This is a genomic window from Geodermatophilus normandii (genome assembly GCF_003182485.1).
In the GTDB taxonomy this organism is placed as follows: domain Bacteria; phylum Actinomycetota; class Actinomycetes; order Mycobacteriales; family Geodermatophilaceae; genus Geodermatophilus; species Geodermatophilus normandii.
Genome location: NZ_QGTX01000001.1, coordinates 3,385,658 through 3,400,878, shown reverse-complemented (window position 1 = coordinate 3,400,878; position 15,221 = coordinate 3,385,658). Strand labels below are relative to the sequence as shown.

General features: G+C 75.8%; 11 protein-coding genes. 6 read left to right on the top strand and 5 right to left on the bottom strand.

Annotated features, from left to right (window positions below; all coding sequences use genetic code 11):
• The first annotated feature begins 190 nt into the window (after positions 1 to 190).
• Together JD79_RS16495 and JD79_RS16490 are read left to right on the top strand one after the other, a co-directional pair.
• The gene (locus JD79_RS16495; protein ID WP_170149243.1) at positions 191 to 1,297 is read left to right on the top strand and encodes a PIG-L family deacetylase; all 1,107 of its coding nucleotides are present in this window, start codon (positions 191 to 193) and stop codon (positions 1,295 to 1,297) included.
• Positions 1,298 to 1,362: 65 nt separating this feature from the next.
• Positions 1,363 to 2,082, top strand: a complete 720-nt coding sequence (locus JD79_RS16490) for a DUF2652 domain-containing protein (RefSeq protein WP_110006404.1) — start codon at positions 1,363 to 1,365, stop codon at positions 2,080 to 2,082.
• A 120-nt stretch (positions 2,083 to 2,202) separates the two neighbouring features.
• Here the strand turns inward: JD79_RS16490 and JD79_RS16485 are convergent, their stop codons facing one another.
• Together JD79_RS16485 and JD79_RS16480 are read right to left on the bottom strand one after the other, a co-directional pair.
• The gene (locus JD79_RS16485; protein WP_110006403.1) at positions 2,203 to 3,348 is read right to left on the bottom strand and encodes an iron-containing alcohol dehydrogenase; all 1,146 of its coding nucleotides are present in this window, start codon (positions 3,346 to 3,348) and stop codon (positions 2,203 to 2,205) included.
• On the bottom strand, positions 3,345 to 5,345 hold the full coding sequence (locus JD79_RS16480) for a glucuronyl esterase domain-containing protein (protein WP_146220472.1): 2,001 nt from the start codon (positions 5,343 to 5,345) through the stop codon (positions 3,345 to 3,347). The genes JD79_RS16485 and JD79_RS16480 overlap by 4 nt, the downstream gene beginning before the upstream one ends.
• Before the next feature lie 103 nt (positions 5,346 to 5,448).
• Between JD79_RS16480 and JD79_RS16475 the strand changes: the two genes are divergently transcribed.
• The 4 genes from JD79_RS16475 (at position 5,449) to JD79_RS16455 (ending at position 9,582) form a co-directional block, all read left to right on the top strand.
• Positions 5,449 to 6,336: an ATP-grasp domain-containing protein gene (locus JD79_RS16475; RefSeq protein WP_146220471.1), complete on the top strand. Its 888-nt coding sequence runs from the start codon at positions 5,449 to 5,451 to the stop codon at positions 6,334 to 6,336.
• Entirely contained in the window at positions 6,333 to 7,691 is a 1,359-nt protein-coding gene (locus tag JD79_RS16470; protein ID WP_146220470.1) for a circularly permuted type 2 ATP-grasp protein, read from the top strand. The genes JD79_RS16475 and JD79_RS16470 overlap by 4 nt, the downstream gene beginning before the upstream one ends.
• A 111-nt stretch (positions 7,692 to 7,802) precedes the next feature.
• Positions 7,803 to 8,399 carry a dihydrofolate reductase family protein gene (locus tag JD79_RS16465; protein ID WP_110006399.1) on the top strand — a complete coding sequence of 199 codons (597 nt, stop codon included), beginning with the start codon at positions 7,803 to 7,805 and terminating at the stop codon, positions 8,397 to 8,399.
• Positions 8,400 to 8,640: 241 nt separating this feature from the next.
• Positions 8,641 to 9,582, top strand: coding sequence for a transglycosylase domain-containing protein (locus tag JD79_RS16455; RefSeq protein WP_245900159.1), 942 nt, complete (start codon positions 8,641 to 8,643; stop codon positions 9,580 to 9,582).
• A gap of 18 nt (positions 9,583 to 9,600) precedes the next feature.
• Here the strand turns inward: JD79_RS16455 and ppsA are convergent, their stop codons facing one another.
• The 3 genes from ppsA to JD79_RS16440 form a co-directional block, all read right to left on the bottom strand.
• The gene (gene ppsA / locus JD79_RS16450) at positions 9,601 to 12,033 is read right to left on the bottom strand and encodes a phosphoenolpyruvate synthase (RefSeq protein WP_110006398.1); all 2,433 of its coding nucleotides are present in this window, start codon (positions 12,031 to 12,033) and stop codon (positions 9,601 to 9,603) included.
• Positions 12,030 to 12,932, bottom strand: coding sequence for a pyruvate, water dikinase regulatory protein (locus JD79_RS16445; protein ID WP_110006397.1), 903 nt, complete (start codon positions 12,930 to 12,932; stop codon positions 12,030 to 12,032). The genes ppsA and JD79_RS16445 overlap by 4 nt, the downstream gene beginning before the upstream one ends.
• A gap of 296 nt (positions 12,933 to 13,228) precedes the next feature.
• Positions 13,229 to 15,169 carry an acyl-CoA dehydrogenase family protein gene (locus JD79_RS16440; protein WP_110006396.1) on the bottom strand — a complete coding sequence of 647 codons (1,941 nt, stop codon included), beginning with the start codon at positions 15,167 to 15,169 and terminating at the stop codon, positions 13,229 to 13,231.
• Between the last annotated feature and the right edge of the window lie 52 nt (positions 15,170 to 15,221).

Here is a 15,221-nt window from a genome sequence, read left to right as displayed (position 1 = left end):
CAGGACGCCGGCCGTCCGACGTCGACCTCGCAGCGCTCCGCACCGGCTCCCGGCCCACCGGGAGCGGTACCGTGCGCCCCCGTCAGCCGGCCGGTCCGCAGGTCCCGGCCGTGTCCACGAGCAGCAGAGTCGACGGTGATCGATGGCGGACGACCCCTCGGTCCGGGCCCCCGGTCGGCAGCGTCCGCGCGTGCTGGGGATCTTCGCCCACCCCGACGACGAGACCATCTGCGCCGGCGGCACGTTCGCCAAGTACGCGGGCGCCGGCGCCGACGTCCGGGTCGTCTCGCTGACCCGGGGCGGAGCCGGCCAGATCAGGGACGCCGCCGTGGCCACCCGCGCCACCCTCGGAGCGGTCCGCGAGAGGGAGCTCGCCGCGGCCGGCAGGGAGCTCGGGCTGACCCGGACGAGGTGTCTGGACCACCCGGACGGCGGCCTCTGCGACCTCGACGCCCGGGCCCTGGTGGACCTCGCGTCGGACCTGCTCGGGGAGTTCGACCCCGACGTGGTGGTCACGTTCGGTCCCGACGGGTTCTCCGGTCACCCGGACCACGTCGCCGTCGGCGGAGCCGTCACCGCGGCCTGCCGGGAGCTGCGGCGGGCGACGCCGGTCCGGCTCTTCCACTGCCACCTGCCGCGCAGCGGCATGCTGCTGCGCGACCGCCTGGCCACCTGGGTCGTCGAGCTGACGACCCGCTTCCAGGGCACGAGGGACTTCGTCCGCGCGCTCTCGGTCTTCTCGCGCGAGACGACGGCGCTCGGGTACGCGGCCGACTTCGTCACCGTGGAGTGGTTCCCCGCCGGCTCCTACCTCGTCGAGCAGGGCGAGACGGCGACGGAGATGCACTTCCTCCTGTCCGGTGCCGTCGAGATCCGGCGGGAGGGCGGGGACGGTCGCGTCCGGGTGGTCGACCGGTCGGGCCCCGGGGAGTTCATCGGCGAGGAGGGCATCGCCACCGGCCGGCCCCGCAACGCGCACGTGGTCGCCGTCGACGACGTCACGAGCCTGGCGTTCCGGGCCTCGGACCCCGCCTCCCTCGGCGGACCGGCGGAGCAGGAGCGCCCCCGGACCAGGTCGCTCCCCTCCGGGGACCGGGTCGACGCGCGGGTGAGCACGTGCATCGACGTCTCGGACTTCGTCGGCCACAAGATCCGCGCCACCGCCGCGCACCGCTCGCAGTACCCGATCGACCCGGAGATGTTCCCCGACTCGATCCTCCGGGAGATGTTCGGCGTCGAGTACTTCATCCGGGTCCTGCCGGAGCCGGAGCTCGCGACCTCCCTCCTCGACGACTAGGCGCCCTCCCCGACGTCGCGCGCGCGGGCACCCTGCGGCCGGCCCGCCAGGCGCTAGGGTCCGGCATGGCGACACGGCGTGCGCTGCTCCTGATCGCCGACATCGGCGGCTACACGCAGTACATGCAGTTCCACCGGAGCGTCCTCGGGCACGCGGAGGCCGCCACGCGCCGCATGCTCGACAAGGTCGTCGGTGCCGCGCGCGACTTCGACCTGATCGAGATCGAGGGCGACGCCGCGTTCCTCTCGCGGGACGCCGAGCACCTCGACGGACCCGCGGCGCTGTCGGCCGTCACCCGTGCCGTCGTCGCCATGCACCGCGCCTTCCACGTGGAGCGCCGGTTCGTCGAGCTCAACATGTGTCCGTGCGGCAGCTGCACGCGGACCAGCGACCTGACGCTGAAGTTCGTCGCCCACGTCGGGGAGGTCGCGACCCAGACGATCCGGCGCCGGAAGAAGCTCGTCGGCGTGGACGTCATCCACGTCCACCGCCTGCTCAAGAACACCGTCGACGTCCCGGAGTACCTCCTGGTCTCCGACGACCTCTTCCGCGCCGGTGGCACCGCCGCGTCGGCGCTGCCCGTGCGGGAGACCGCCCAGGACCTCGAGGGGATCGGACGGGTGCCGACGTTCCACCTGGGTGTGGAGGAGATCGGCGCGCCGCTGGGGCCGATCCCGGACCCCTCGTGGCCCCGGCGCCTCGGCAGCACGCTCGGCATGGTCGGCCGCGGCCTGCCGCACGTCCTCTCCCGCCGGCACCTCCGGACGCTCTCCTCGGTCGGATGAGGCCGCGGTCGTCCTGACGGGGCGCTCCGCCTGCCGCTCCCACGGGTCCTCGGTGGGGTCGGCGTACACCCGCGGACTGCGGGCACCGACCGCTCCGGGGTGCGGGCTGGGCGGCCGCGGTCACGACGCCGCGCGGAGCACCGCCACGAGGTCGTCGTCGGTGAGCGGCACCGGGTTGCCCCGCATGCTGCTGGAGCGCGCGGCCTTGGCGGCGACCTCGGCGTGCTGCGCCGCCCGGAGCCCGACCGCGCCCAGCGGCGGCACGCCGAGCGCGGCCACCGTCCCCCGCAGCCAGGCTCCCGCGTCCTCGACGGTGGCGTCCTCCCGCCCGGTCAGCAGCCGGGCGACCTCGGCGTAGCGGGGCAGCGCGGGCGAGGCCGGGTCCCGCTCGCGCAGCGCCCGGACGTTCGCCTCGACCACCGGCGCCAGCAGCGCGGCGCACACCGCGCCGTGCGGAGCCTCCACCATGCCGCCGACGACGCCGGCGAGACCGTGGACCGCCCCGAGCTTCGCGTTGGCCAGCGCGATGCCGCCGAACAGGCTGCACAGCGCCATCTCCTCGCGGGCCGCGCGGTCCTCGCCGTGCTCGTAGGCCGTCCGCAGCGCCCGCGCACCCCGCCGCAGCCCGGCCGCCGCGACGGCGTCGGTCGCCGGGTTGGCCTGCGGCGAGACGTAGGGCTCCAGGCACTGGGTGAGCGCGTCCAGCCCGCTGCTGGCGGTGACCTCCGGCGGGCAGGTCAGGGTCAGCAGCGGATCGACCAGCGCGACCGCCGCCAGCAGGTGCGGACCGCGGATGCTCGCCTTGACGCCGTGCTCCGGGGAGGCGAGCACCGCGTTGGCCGTCACCTCCGCACCGGTGCCCGCCGTCGTGGGGACCGCGACGCAGGGCAGGGCCGGCCGCTCGACGGGCATCCCGCGGCCGACGACCTCCAGGTGGTCCAGCGGGTCGGTGCCGTTGCCCAGCAGGGCGGCGACGGCCTTGCCGGTGTCCAGCACGCTGCCGCCCCCGATCGCGACGACGACGTCGACGCCGGCGTCCCTCGCCTCCCGGGTCGCCGCCCGCACCCCCTCCACCGTCGGCTCGTGCGGGACCGACACGACGGCGACCGGCTCGATGCGCCCCAGGAGGGACCGGGAACGCGAGGGGTCCCTGCCGGCGCACAGCAGCACCCGCCGCCCGAGACCGGGCAGCAGGTCCGCGAGATCGTCCGCGCGCCCGGGGCCGAAGAGCACCCGCCGCGGGACGGCGAGGTCGAAGCCGCTCACCGTGCGGGCCCGGGCCGGGGCGCCGGAGCCGCAGCCGCAGCCGCAGCCGGCGTCGTCCGGGGGCCGTGCTCGTCCAGCCAGTCGCGCATCGCCGAGCGGGTGGTGCCCGACAGGCGGTGCCAGTCGGCCAGCGGCACCCGCGGCACGCCGGCGGCCCGGCAGGCCGCGGCCACCGCGCCGGCCGGCGCCTCGGGGTCCCAGGCCGGGTCCAGCACGACCGCCGGGCGGTCCGCCGTCGCGGCGAGCAGGTCGGCGAGGGTGTAGCCGGGCCGGGCCCGCAGCAGCGGCTCGCCGCAGCTCGGGGCAGCGAGCACCGCCCCGGCCACCGGCACGTCGCCCAGGGCGGCCAGGTGCAGCGCCACCAACGCCCCCGTGCCGTAGGCGGCGACCCAGGCCCGGCCGTGCCCGGTGGCCGCCGCCGCGACGGCTGCCACGGCGGCCGCGTCGGCGGTCATCCGGGCCAGCGGGGAGGAGCCCGGCCCGGGCTGCTCGCCGTGCCGCGAGCCGCTGCCCACCGGGTCGTGGCAGGCGACCGCCCAGCCGGCCGCGGCGAGCACCGCCGGCAGCGGCTCGGCCTGCTCGTACCCGGCCCGCCACCCGGTGGCCGCGCACGGCGGGCCGAGCCAGAGGACCAGCCCACGGCCGCTGCCCCCGTCCGGCGGGCGGAGGAGGGTGACCGCCACGCCGTCCGGCGTCCGCACACCCTCCCCCGCGGGGCCGCCGGCGGCCCGCCCGGCCGGCCCGAGGGCGGCGCGGACGGCGGCGCGCAACCGCGCGCCGCGCACCGGCTGCGGACCCGGGCGCACCCGGTCGGCCGGCCACGGGACGGGGGACGGCGGAACCGGGGGGCGGCCGGGACGACGGGGCGGGCCGCCGAGCACCGACTGCGCCCAGTCCAGCTGGGCGGCCACCGCGGACTCGTCGGCCCGGTGCCCTCCCGGCCGCAGCACCAGCTCGAGGGCGTCGCTCCGGCCGAGCAGGGCGAAGGCGTCCCGCGCGGCGTCGACCGCCGCACGGGCGGCCGGGACGCGCTCGACGGGGTCCTCGACCGCCACCGAGACCAGGACCGGCCGCGGCGCGGCCAGCGCGAGCAGCTCGTGGGCGTCGGTGGGCAGCCGGTGCTCGCGACCGGCGAACCAGCGCAGCCGCGGGGAGTACCAGCCGGGGTAGTGCCGGGTGAGCAGCTCCACGCCCTCGCCGAAGTGGCGGTCGGTGCACAGCCGGGCGGGGATGGCGCCGAGCACGCCGCTGGAGCTGGAGACGACGCCGGCGAAGCGGTCGTCGAAGGCGGCGGCCAGCAGCGCGGTCTTGCCGTTGCGGCTGTGCCCCCCGACGAGCACGCGGCGGGCGTCCACCCCGGGCTGGTCCTGCAGGGCGTCGAGGACCCGCGACAGCGCCCACGCCCGCCAGGCCAGCCGGCCTGCCGCGGCCGAGGGGAAGGCCCGCTCGACGGCCTCGGTGTCGTCGTCGCCGTCCGCGGCCGAGACCAGGCAGGCGCCCCACCCGCGGGCCAGCGCCGCCTCCGCCCACGTCCCGTGGCTGGACTGCAGGAGGTAGACCGGCACGTCCCGTCGCACACCGGCCGCCGGCACGGGCAGCAGCAGCCGCGCCCGCACCGACCACCCCCCGCCCACGACGAGCTCGCGGACCTCCACGCCCCCCGCCGTCCGCACCCGGTCTCCCCGGGCGGGCGTGCGGCGGAGGGCGGGAGGCGGCGCTCCGGTCAGCCACCGGCGCCATCGGGCCCGCAGCACCGCGCGCCGGGCCGGCCACCCGGCGGCTCCGGTGACCCCCTCCACCGGCGACCACAGGCCGGTGCGCGCCGGCAGCCGGGCGAAGTCCGGCGCCAGGTCACCGCCGGCCGCGAGCCACGCCTCGAAGGGCTCGCTCGGCGGCAGCACCCCGGCCAGCTCGGCGGTGTAGCGCCGCCGCCGCGCCGCGGCCGAGCGCCCGGTGTGCCCGTCCCGGGACCGCCTGCCCGCCACCGCCTGCGTCATGCGCCCGCACGCTAGGGCCGGCAGGTGCCCCGCGGGGTGTTCCCCGTGTTGCGTCCGTGTTCCGCGTGGTGCGGCGGTCCCGGCGGGCGTGCACAGTGACGACGTGCGCGTGCTGCTGGTGATCACCGACGAGGACTGGTACGAGGACGCCGGCTACGCGGCCGCCTGGGTGCGGGCGCTGGAGGAGCAGGGCGCGGAGGTCGAGCGGCTGGCCCGGGTGCCGGCCGACTGGCCGGTCAGCGGTCCCCCAGCGGGCCGCTACGACCTGGCGATCACGCACGTGCTGGTCGAGGAGGTGGTCGCCTACGCGCCGACCTTCGCCCTGGCCGCGCTGCTCGAGGCGGCCGGCGTGCCCCTGCTCAACCCCGTCGCCTCGCTGGTCGCCTCCGCCGACAAGCTCGTGACCCACGCGGTGTGGGCGGCGGCCGGCGTGCCGCAACCGGCGGCGTGGGACCTGGCCCGGGTCCGGGAGTGGCCGATGCCCGGACGGCGGATGGTGCTCAAGCCCGCGCTGGGCGACGGCGCCCGCTACATCGAGCTGGTCGGCGACCTCGACGCGGCCGCCGCGGTCGACGCCGCGTGGCGGGCCCACGAGGCGGCCGGCGGCCACCGCCGCGGCGCGGCACTCCTGCAGGAGTGGATCGCCGAGCCGGCGTGCGCGCGCATCTTCGCCACGCCCACCGCCACCTCCCTGGTCTACGAGAAGTCCCGGGAGGAGGGCGCGCTGGTCACCCACGGGACGGTCTACCCGAGGGTGTACGAGGCGCCGCCGGAGATGGCACAGCTGGCGCAGCGGATGGTCGCCGCCCTCGGGGGCGGGCTGATGGGCGTCGACGTGCTGGTCGGGCCCGACGGCCGGCTGCTCGCGCTGGAGGCCAACGCGCCCTTCGGCTTCGACGTCACCGATCCCCAGCAGGGCCGATGGGTGGCCCGCGCCGCCCTGGCCGCCGCGGAGCGCGCGGCGGCCGAGCGCGCGGCGGCCGCCGCGTGAGCACGGGGGACGGCCTCGACGAGGCCCTGCTGCCCGACGGCGGCGACCGGGAGCACGCGGCCGCGGCGCTGGCCGCCGTCCGCGCGTACGGCCCCGGCGCGCTGGCCGCGGACGTCGCCCGCGCGGCCGCGGGTCTCGGCCTGCTGCACGGGCCCGCGGCGGAGGCGCACCCGTTCACCGTCGACCCGGTCCCGCGGGTGCTGCCCCGTGCCGAGTGGGAGCGGCTGGCGGCCGGCCTGGACCAGCGGCTGCGGGCGCTGGAGGCCTTCGTCGCCGACGCGCACGGCCCGCGGGAGGCGGTCCGCGCCGGCGTCGTGCCGGCCGCGGTGCTCGACACCAACCGCTACCTGACCCCCGGCCTGCCACCGCCGCGCCGCTGGATCGGCATGGCCGGGCCCGACGTCGTCCGCGGCGCCGACGGGGAGCTCGTCGTCCTGGAGGACAACGTGCGGACGCCGACCCTGCTGGCCTACGCCCTGGCCGCGCGGGACCTGGTGGCACCGCGGCTGGGCGTGCGGCCGGGTCCCGCGCCGGTGCGGGAGGCCGCCGTCTCGGCGGTGCGGCGGATGCTCGCCGCCGCCGGCGACGTCCCCGACCCGGTCGTGGCCGTGCTCGGGGACGGGCCGCGCAGCGCGGTGGCGTGGGAGATCGACCGGCTCGGGGAGATGGTCGGCGCGCCGGTCGTGCTGCCCTCGCAGCTGGCCGCCCGGGGCGACGACGTGGTGCTGCCCGACGGACGCCGGGTGGACCTGCTCTGGCGGCGCACCAGCGAGGAGCGGCTGACCGACGACGACGGCCGGCCCAACGAGCTGGGCGAGCTGCTCCTGGGTCCCCTCCGCGCCGGCACGGTGACCGTGGTCAACGCCTTCGGCACCGGCGTCGCCGACGACAAGCGCACCTTCCCCTACGTCGAGGACCTGGTCCGCTTCTTCCTCGGCGAGGAACCGCGGCTGCGCTCGGCGCCCGCCTACGACCTCGGCGACCCGCAGCAGTGCCGGGCGGCGCTCGACCGGCTGGACGAGCTGGTGCTCAAGCCGCGGTCCGGCTCGGGCGGCCACGGGGTGCTCATCGGCCCGCGCGCGGACGCCGGTCAGCTCGAGCGCGCCCGCGCCGCCGTGCTGGCCGACCCCGGGGAGTGGATCGCCCAGGAGCCGGTGGCGCTGTCGACCCATCCCACCGTCGTCGACGGCGTGCTCGTGCCGCGGCACGTGGACTACCGGCCGTACGCCTTCTGCGTCGACGACGAGACGATCGTGCTCCCCGGCGGGTTCACCCGGGTGTCCCTGACCGAGGGCGACCTCGTCGTCAACGCCTCCCAGGGCGGTGGCGGCAAGGACACGTGGGTGGTCGGCTGAGCCCGACGGCGACGATCCGGCCGTCGGCGCGCGGTGGATGTCGAGGACGCGCGGGCGGCTCCGTCCCGAGGGCAGCGGGCCCGGCCGAGGCCCCGATGCGAGGAGGATCCCGTGCGCACCGTGGTCGTCAGCAACATCGTCTCCCTCGACGGCTCCTACGAGGGACCCGGCGGGGACGTCATGGCCCTCAACACGGACGCCGCCTTCGACGCCTACAACCTCGAGCGGATCCGCGCCGCCGGGACGGTGCTGCTCGGCCGCCGCTCCTTCGAGGGGTTCAGCTCGTACTGGCCGCACGTCGCCGACGCCCCGCACGACCCCGGCAACCGGGCACTCGACGACGTCAACCGCGCGATCGGCCGGCGGTACGACGCGCTGCCGAAGGTCGTGGTCAGCGACGGGTTCGTCGTCCCGGCCGACAACCCGTGGCACGGGACGACCACCGTGGTCCCCCGCGCCGACGCGGCCGCCCGGATCGCCGCCGAGAAGGAGCACGGGCGCGGGGACGTCCTGGTGTTCGCCAGCCGGACGACCTGGAACGGGCTGCTCGACCACGGGCTCGTCGACGAGATCCACCTGATGGTCGGGCCCCGGGCGCTGCCGGGTGGCACGCCGGTCTTCGACCGGCCGACCGACCTGCGTCTCCTCGGGACCCGTCGGTTCGAGGGATCCGACAACGTCCTGCTCCGCTACGCCGTCCGCCGATGACCCCGGGCGACCGGCGCGGTCGTGGGGTGACCGGCCCGCGCGCCTCCCCCCGGTAACCTGGGCCGGGTCCGTGGGTTCCAGGAGGACGGCACCGCATGCCCTTTCCACCGCGCCGCCGCCCGGCCGACGACTCCCCGGCCCGGCGCCAGCGGACCGACCGGGTGCCTCCCCGCCCGGGAGCAGGCGGTGACCGCCACCCGGGGTACGGCGACCCCCCGGCCGCACCTCCGCCGGCGGACCCGTGGGCGGCACCCCCTCCGCCTCCGCCGTGGCCCCCCGCCGCGCCGGGCGCCCCGCTCCCCCGGGACACGGCCGTCCGGGTCGGGCCCGGCGCGGGGACGAGGCCCCGCTCCCGGACGTCGCCACGCGGCTGCGGCGCCGGCGGCTGCGCCGTCGCATCGGCCGCGGCGTCGTGGCCGCCTTCGTGCTGCAGGCGCTGGTCCTGCTGTCCCTGCGCTGGGTCGACCCGCCGACGACGGCGTTCATGCTGGCCAACGACCAGGGCGCCATCCAGCGGTCGGTGCCGGTCGAGTACGTCTCGCGCAACTTCCTCGCCGCCGTCATCGCCCACGAGGACCAGCCGCTCCCCTACCGCTCGGGCGCCTTCACCTGGGACGAGCTGTCCGGGCGCGCCGAGGCCCACCTCCGCGGGGAGGACGACCCCTCCGGCTCGACCATCCCGCAGCAGGTGGCCAAGAACCTCTTCCTCACCCAGTCCATGAGCGTCTGGCGCAAGGCGGTCGAGGCCGGCCTGTCGGCGGAGCTGGCACTGGTCCTCGACGACCGGCGCATGCTCGAGCTCTACGTCAACTACGCCCAGCTCGGCCCGCGGGTCTACGGCATCTGCGCGGCGAGCTGGTACTACTTCGACACCCCGCCGTCCACCCTGCCCGTGGAGCAGGCCGTGCAGCTGGTCGGGCTGCTGCCGTCCCCGGGGCACGTCCAGCGGGCGCCCGGCGGCGGCCTGGACTTCGACGTCGACGACGGCCTCGGCTGGCTCTCGCGGTCACACGTGGTCAACGCGCAGAACCGGGTGCCCCGGCACCTCGCGGAGGAGGGCTTCGGCCCCGTCGAGGACGCCGGCGTCGAGGGGCTCGCCCAGGACCAGCCGGAGTCCGACGACGACTGCTCGCAGATGCCCGACGAGGTCGCCGAGCTCATCGCCGAGGAGGGCACCCGGTAGCCGCAGCCGCGGGCCGCCTCAGCCCGCGCGGGCCGTGCGGGCCGTGCGGGCCAGGTGCAGCCACGTGTCGACCACGGTGTCGGGGTTCAGCGACATCGACCCGATGCCCTGCTCCACGAGCCACGCCGCGAGGTCGGGGTGGTCGCTCGGGCCCTGGCCGCAGATGCCGACGTACTTCCCGCGCTCCAGGCACGCCCTGATCGCCATCTCCAGCAGGGCCAGCACGGCCGGGTCGCGCTCGTCGAAGCCGCCGGCGACCAGGGCCGAGTCGCGGTCGAGGCCCAGGGTCAGCTGCGTCATGTCGTTGGAGCCGATGGAGAAGCCGTCCACGTGCTCGAGGAAGTCGCCGGCCAGCAGCGCGTTGGAGGGCAGCTCGCACATCATCACCACGGACAGGTCGTTCTCCCCGCGGCGCAGGCCGTGCTCGCCCAGCAGGCGCACCACGCCCTCGATCTCCGCGACGGTCCGTACGAACGGGATCATGATCTTGACGTTGGTCAGGCCCATCTCGTCGCGGACGAACCGCAGCGCCTCGCACTCCATGGCGAAGCACTCGGCGAAGTCGGCCGACAGGTACCGGGAGGCCCCGCGGTAGCCGATCATCGGGTTCTCCTCGTGCGGCTCGTAGAGCTCACCGCCGAGGAGGTTGGCGTACTCGTTGGACTTGAAGTCGCTCATCCGCACGATGACCGGCTCCGGGGCGAACGCCGCCGCGATCATCGAGACGCCCTCGGCCACCCGCTGCACGAAGAAGTCCCGGGCCGAGGGATAGGCCGCGATGCGCTCCTCGATCCGGCCCCGCAGCGGGGCGTCGAGCTCCTCGAGGTCGAGCAGCGCGCGCGGGTGGATGCCGATCTGCCGGTTGATGACGAACTCCAGCCGGGCCAGGCCGACGCCGGAGTGCGGCAGCCGGGAGAAGGCGAAGGCCTGCTCCGGCGTGCCCACGTTCATCATGATCTTGGTGGGGATGTCCGGCATCGCGTCGAGCCGGGTCTCCTCCACCTCGAAGCCCACCTCCCCGGCGTAGACCACGCCGGTGTCCCCCTCGGCGCAGGAGACGGTGACGGGGTCGCCGTCGGTCAGCAGCCGGGTGGCGGTCCCGGTGCCGACGACGGCGGGGATGCCGAGCTCGCGGGCGATGATCGCCGCGTGGCAGGTCCGCCCGCCGCGGTTGGTGACGATGGCCGAGGCCCGCTTCATGATCGGCTCCCAGTCGGGGTCGGTCATGTCCGCGACGAGCACGTCGCCGGCGGTGAACGCGTCCATCTGCTCGATGTCGGACAGCACCCGGACGGGGCCGGCGCCGATCTTCTGCCCGATCGCCCGCCCCTCGACCAACGCGGTCCCGGACCCGGTCAGCCGGTAGCGCTCGGTGCTGCTGCCGGAGCGGGACTGCACCGTCTCCGGGCGCGCCTGCAGCACGAACAGCTGCCCGGTCAGCCCGTCCTTGCCCCACTCGATGTCCATCGGCCGGCCGTAGTGCTCCTCGATCTTGAGCGCCTGGCGGGCCAGTTCGAGGACCTCGTCGTCGGTGAGCGACAGCCGCCGGCGCTCGGCGGGGTCGACGTCGACGAACGCCGTCGTCCGGCCGACCTCGGTGGAGTCGGTGTAGACCATCTTGGTGGCCTTCTCCCCGACGCCGCGCTTGAGGATCGCCGGGCGCCCGGCCCGCAGCGCGGGCTTGTAGACGTAGAACTCGTCGGGGTTCACCGCGCCCTGCACGACGCCCTCGCCCAGGCCGTAGGCCGACGTCACGAAGACGGCGTCGCGGAAGCCGGACTCGGTGTCCATGGTGAACAGCACCCCCGACGCCCCGACGTCAGAGCGCACCATCCGCTGCACGCCGGCCGACAGCGACACCGCCTCGTGGTCGAACCCGTGGTGCACCCGGTAGGCGATCGCCCGGTCGTTGTAGAGCGAGGCGTAGACCTCCCGGACGGCCTGCAGCACCGCGTCGATGCCCCGCACGTTGAGGAACGTCTCCTGCTGCCCGGCGAAGGAGGCGTCGGGCAGGTCCTCGGCCGTGGCGCTGGAGCGCACCGCGAAGGAGGCCGCCGCGTCGTCGCCGGCGAGCCGGTCGTAGGCGGCCCGGATGTCGGCCTCCAGCGCCGGCGGGAAGGGCTGCTCGACGACGGCCTGCCGGATCTCCCGGCCGGCCGCCGCCAGCGCCCGGACGTCGTCGGTGTCCAGCGTGCGGAGACGATCGCCGATCCGCTGCGCCAGGCCGGTGTCACCGAGGAAGCGCTGGTAGGCCGCCGCCGTCGTGGCGAAGCCGTCGGGGACGCTGACCCCCGCGTCGGCCAGGTTGGAGATCATCTCGCCGAGCGAGGCGTTCTTGCCGCCGACCACCTCCAGGTCGCCGAGGCCCAGCTCGGCGAACCAGCGGACGTTGTCGGCGCCGTCGGTGGTGCCCTCCGTCGCGCGTCCCTCGGGTGCGGTGTGGGTGCTCATGGACGGGAGGTCCTTCCTCGACGGAGGTCGCGGCGCCGTTGCCGGGCCAGGGTCTGGATCACCACGGTGGCGATCTCCTCGACGGAGGCCGCCGAGGTGTCCACCGTGGGCAGGTCGTGAGCCTCGTACATCGCCGTGGCGCGGCGCAGCTCGAAGCGGCACTGCTCCTCGGAGGCGTAGCGCGAGTCGGGACGGCGCTCCTGGCGCACCCGGCTGAGCCGGGACACCGTGGTGGTCAGCCCGAAGCACTTGTCGCGCAGGTCGCGCACGGGGCGCGGCAGGTCGGTGGTCTCGAGGTCCTCGTCGACCAGGGGGTAGTTGGCCACGAACAGGCCGTGCTGCAGGGCCAGGTACATGGCCGTGGGGGTCTTCCCGCACCGGGAGGGCGCCAGCAGGACGACGTCGGCGCGGTCCAGACCGCGGGAGCCCAGGCCGTCGTCGTGCTCGATGGCGAACTCGATCGCGGCCATCCGGTCGTTGTAGCGCCGCACGTCCCCGACGCCGTGCAGCCGGCGGGCCTCGCGCAGGCCGCGGGCCCCCAGCTGCTCCTCCACCCGGTCCATGTGCATCCCGAAGAAGTCGATGATCGGCGCCTTCGTCTTCAGCAGTTCCTCGCGGACCGCGTCGACCGCCGCCGTGGTGAACACCAGGGGCGCCACGGGGCCGTCCATCGCCGCGTCGAGCTGGGCCACCACCTCGCGGGCCTGCTCGACCGTCGAGATGAACGGGATCAGCGTGCGCTCGAAGGACACGTCGGGGAACTGGATGAGCAGCGCGTTGCCCATCGTCTCGGCGCTGATCCCCGTGCTGTCGGACAGGAAGAAGACCGGGACGACCGCGTCCTCGCCGGAGACCTGCTCGGGATCGGCGGACGGATCGGTCGACGGAGACCTCGGCACGTGTGCTCCCCCTCTGTCGTGTCCACGCTCGCCGGTGCCGGGCGCCCGGCCACCGGCGAGCGCGGGGCTCCCTGTCGGCGGGCGGTCGGTGGACGGATGCGCCCCGGTCGACGTCGTGGGTCGCACCGGTGATGTAACCGGATTCCGCGCGGCAGAGGTAGGCGACGAGGTCGGCTGGGCCGTGGAGGTCCCCGTTCCGGGCGACGGGGACCCCCGCGACGGAGCTCCGAGCCGCCGCGTGGGGACGAGCCGCCGCGTGGGGACGAGCCGCCGCGTGACCCGGGTCGGGAGGAGCCCTACCGGGCGGCCGTCGCCTCCACCCGGGGCGCGGCCTGCGGGTCCCCGAGCGGTTCGGCGGCCGGCTCCGCGGGCGCCGGGATCATCGGGCCGTCCCCGGCGGGGTCCAGCACGTCGTGCTCGAACCAGGCGTAGCGGCCGGAGAGCACCCGTTGGGCGACCCGGTACTGGGCCTCGTCGTCGTTGGCCCGCAGCTCGGAGAACAGCCGGTCGGCACGACGGCGGGCCTGGCGGCAGAACAGGTCGGCGAGCTCGACGGCCTCCTGCCCGCGGTCGGGGTGCTCGCGGGCGAGGGTGTCGGCGTGGACGCAGGCGCAGGCCATCGCGTACAGCTCGGCGCCGACGTCGACGATCCGGCCGAGCAGCGCGCCCTTCCGCTCGAGGCGGGCGCGGTGGCGGCCCATCGCGTAGAAGGTGGCCCGGGCGAGCCTGCGCGCGGAGCGCTCGACGTAGCGCAGGTGCCCGGCCAGGTCGCCGAACTCCGCGAAGGAGCCCGGGCGCTGGCCGGCGCCCGTCGTCAGCGTCGGGAACCACCGGGCGTAGAACACCCCGGCCCGTGCCGCGGCCCTCGCCCGGGAGGCCAGGCCGAGGTCGGTCCGCAGCACGTCGCCCGCCACCGCCAGGTGCTGGTCGACGGCCTCGCGGGCGATCAGCAGGTGCATGATCTCCGTCGATCCCTCGAAGATCCGGTTGATGCGCATGTCGCGCAGCACCTGCTCGGCCGGCACCGGCTTCTCACCCCGCCGGGCCAACGACTCGGCGGTCTCGAACGCGCGGCCGCCCCGGACCTGGACCATCTCGTCGGCGGCGGTCCAGCCGAGCTCCGACGCGTAGAGCTTGGCCAGCGCGGCCTCGATGCGGATGTCGTTGCGCTTGTCGTCGGCGAGCCGGCTCGACACGTCGAGCACCGCCTCCAGGCCGAACGCGGTGCCGGCCAGCCAGGCGACCTTCTGCGCGATCGGGTCGTGCTCGCCGATGGGCCGGCCCCACTGCCGGCGCTCGGTCGACCACTCCCGCGCGACCTTCAGGGAGTACTTGGCCGTCGACGCGCAGATGGCGGGCAGTGACAGGCGGCCGGTGTTGAGCGTGGTGAGCGCGATCCGCAGCCCCCTGCCCTCGCCGCCGATGACGTCGTCCCGGGAGACGAGGACGCCGTCGAAGCGGGTCACCGAGTTCTCGATGCCCCGGAGCCCCATGAACTCGTTGCGGTGCTCCACCGTGACGCCCGGGCGGTCGCACGGGCAGATGAACGCCGTGATGCCGCCCCGGTGGCCCTCCGACCGGGGGACGACCGCCATCACGACGACGACGTCGGCGATGACGCCGTTGGTCCCCCACAGCTTGGTGCCGGTGATCCGGTAGCCCGTGCCGTCCTCGGTCGGGACCGCGGTCGTGCTCATGCGCGCGGGGTCCGAGCCCACGTCCGGCTCGGTGAGCAGGAACGCCGAGACGTGGTCCGTGGCCAGCCGCGGCAGCCACGTGCGCTTCTGCTCCTCGGAGCCGAACAGGCGCAGCGGCTCGGGCAGGCCGATCGACTGGTGGGCGGACAGCAGCGTGGAGATCGACGAGTGCCACGTGCCGGCCAGGGCCAGCGCCCGGTTGTAGTACACCTGGCTGAGCCCGAGCCCCCCGTACTCCTCGGGGATCTTCATGCCGAGCGCGCCGATGGCCTTGAGTCCCTCGAGGACCTCGTCGGGGATCCTGGCCTCGCGCTCGATCCGGCGGCGGTCGACGTGGTCCACGAGGAAGACGCGGAGGCGTTCGAGGAACGCCTCGCCCTTCTCGACCGCGACCGGATCGGGCTCCGGCTGGGGGTGGATCAGGTCCAGGCGGAAGTGGCCGAGGAAGAGCTCCCTGCCGAACGACGGCTGGGTCCACTCCGTCTCGCGACTGGCCTCGGCGACCTGCTTCGACTGCTCGTACGACGGGTTCGACGCCATGGACCAGGATCGCCCCCACCGCTGCTGCGGACAACGGTCTCCGGCGCCCTCG

Excerpts from the sequence above, each read along its gene's own strand:
- JD79_RS16490 (WP_110006404.1), top strand. The coding sequence starts at position 1,363 with ATGGCGACACGGCGTGCGCTGCTCCTGATCGCCGACATCGGCGGCTAC.
- JD79_RS16480 (WP_146220472.1), bottom strand. The coding sequence starts at position 5,345 with ATGACGCAGGCGGTGGCGGGCAGGCGGTCCCGGGACGGGCACACCGGG.
- ppsA (WP_110006398.1), bottom strand. The coding sequence starts at position 12,033 with ATGAGCACCCACACCGCACCCGAGGGACGCGCGACGGAGGGCACCACC.
- JD79_RS16440 (WP_110006396.1), bottom strand. The coding sequence starts at position 15,169 with ATGGCGTCGAACCCGTCGTACGAGCAGTCGAAGCAGGTCGCCGAGGCC.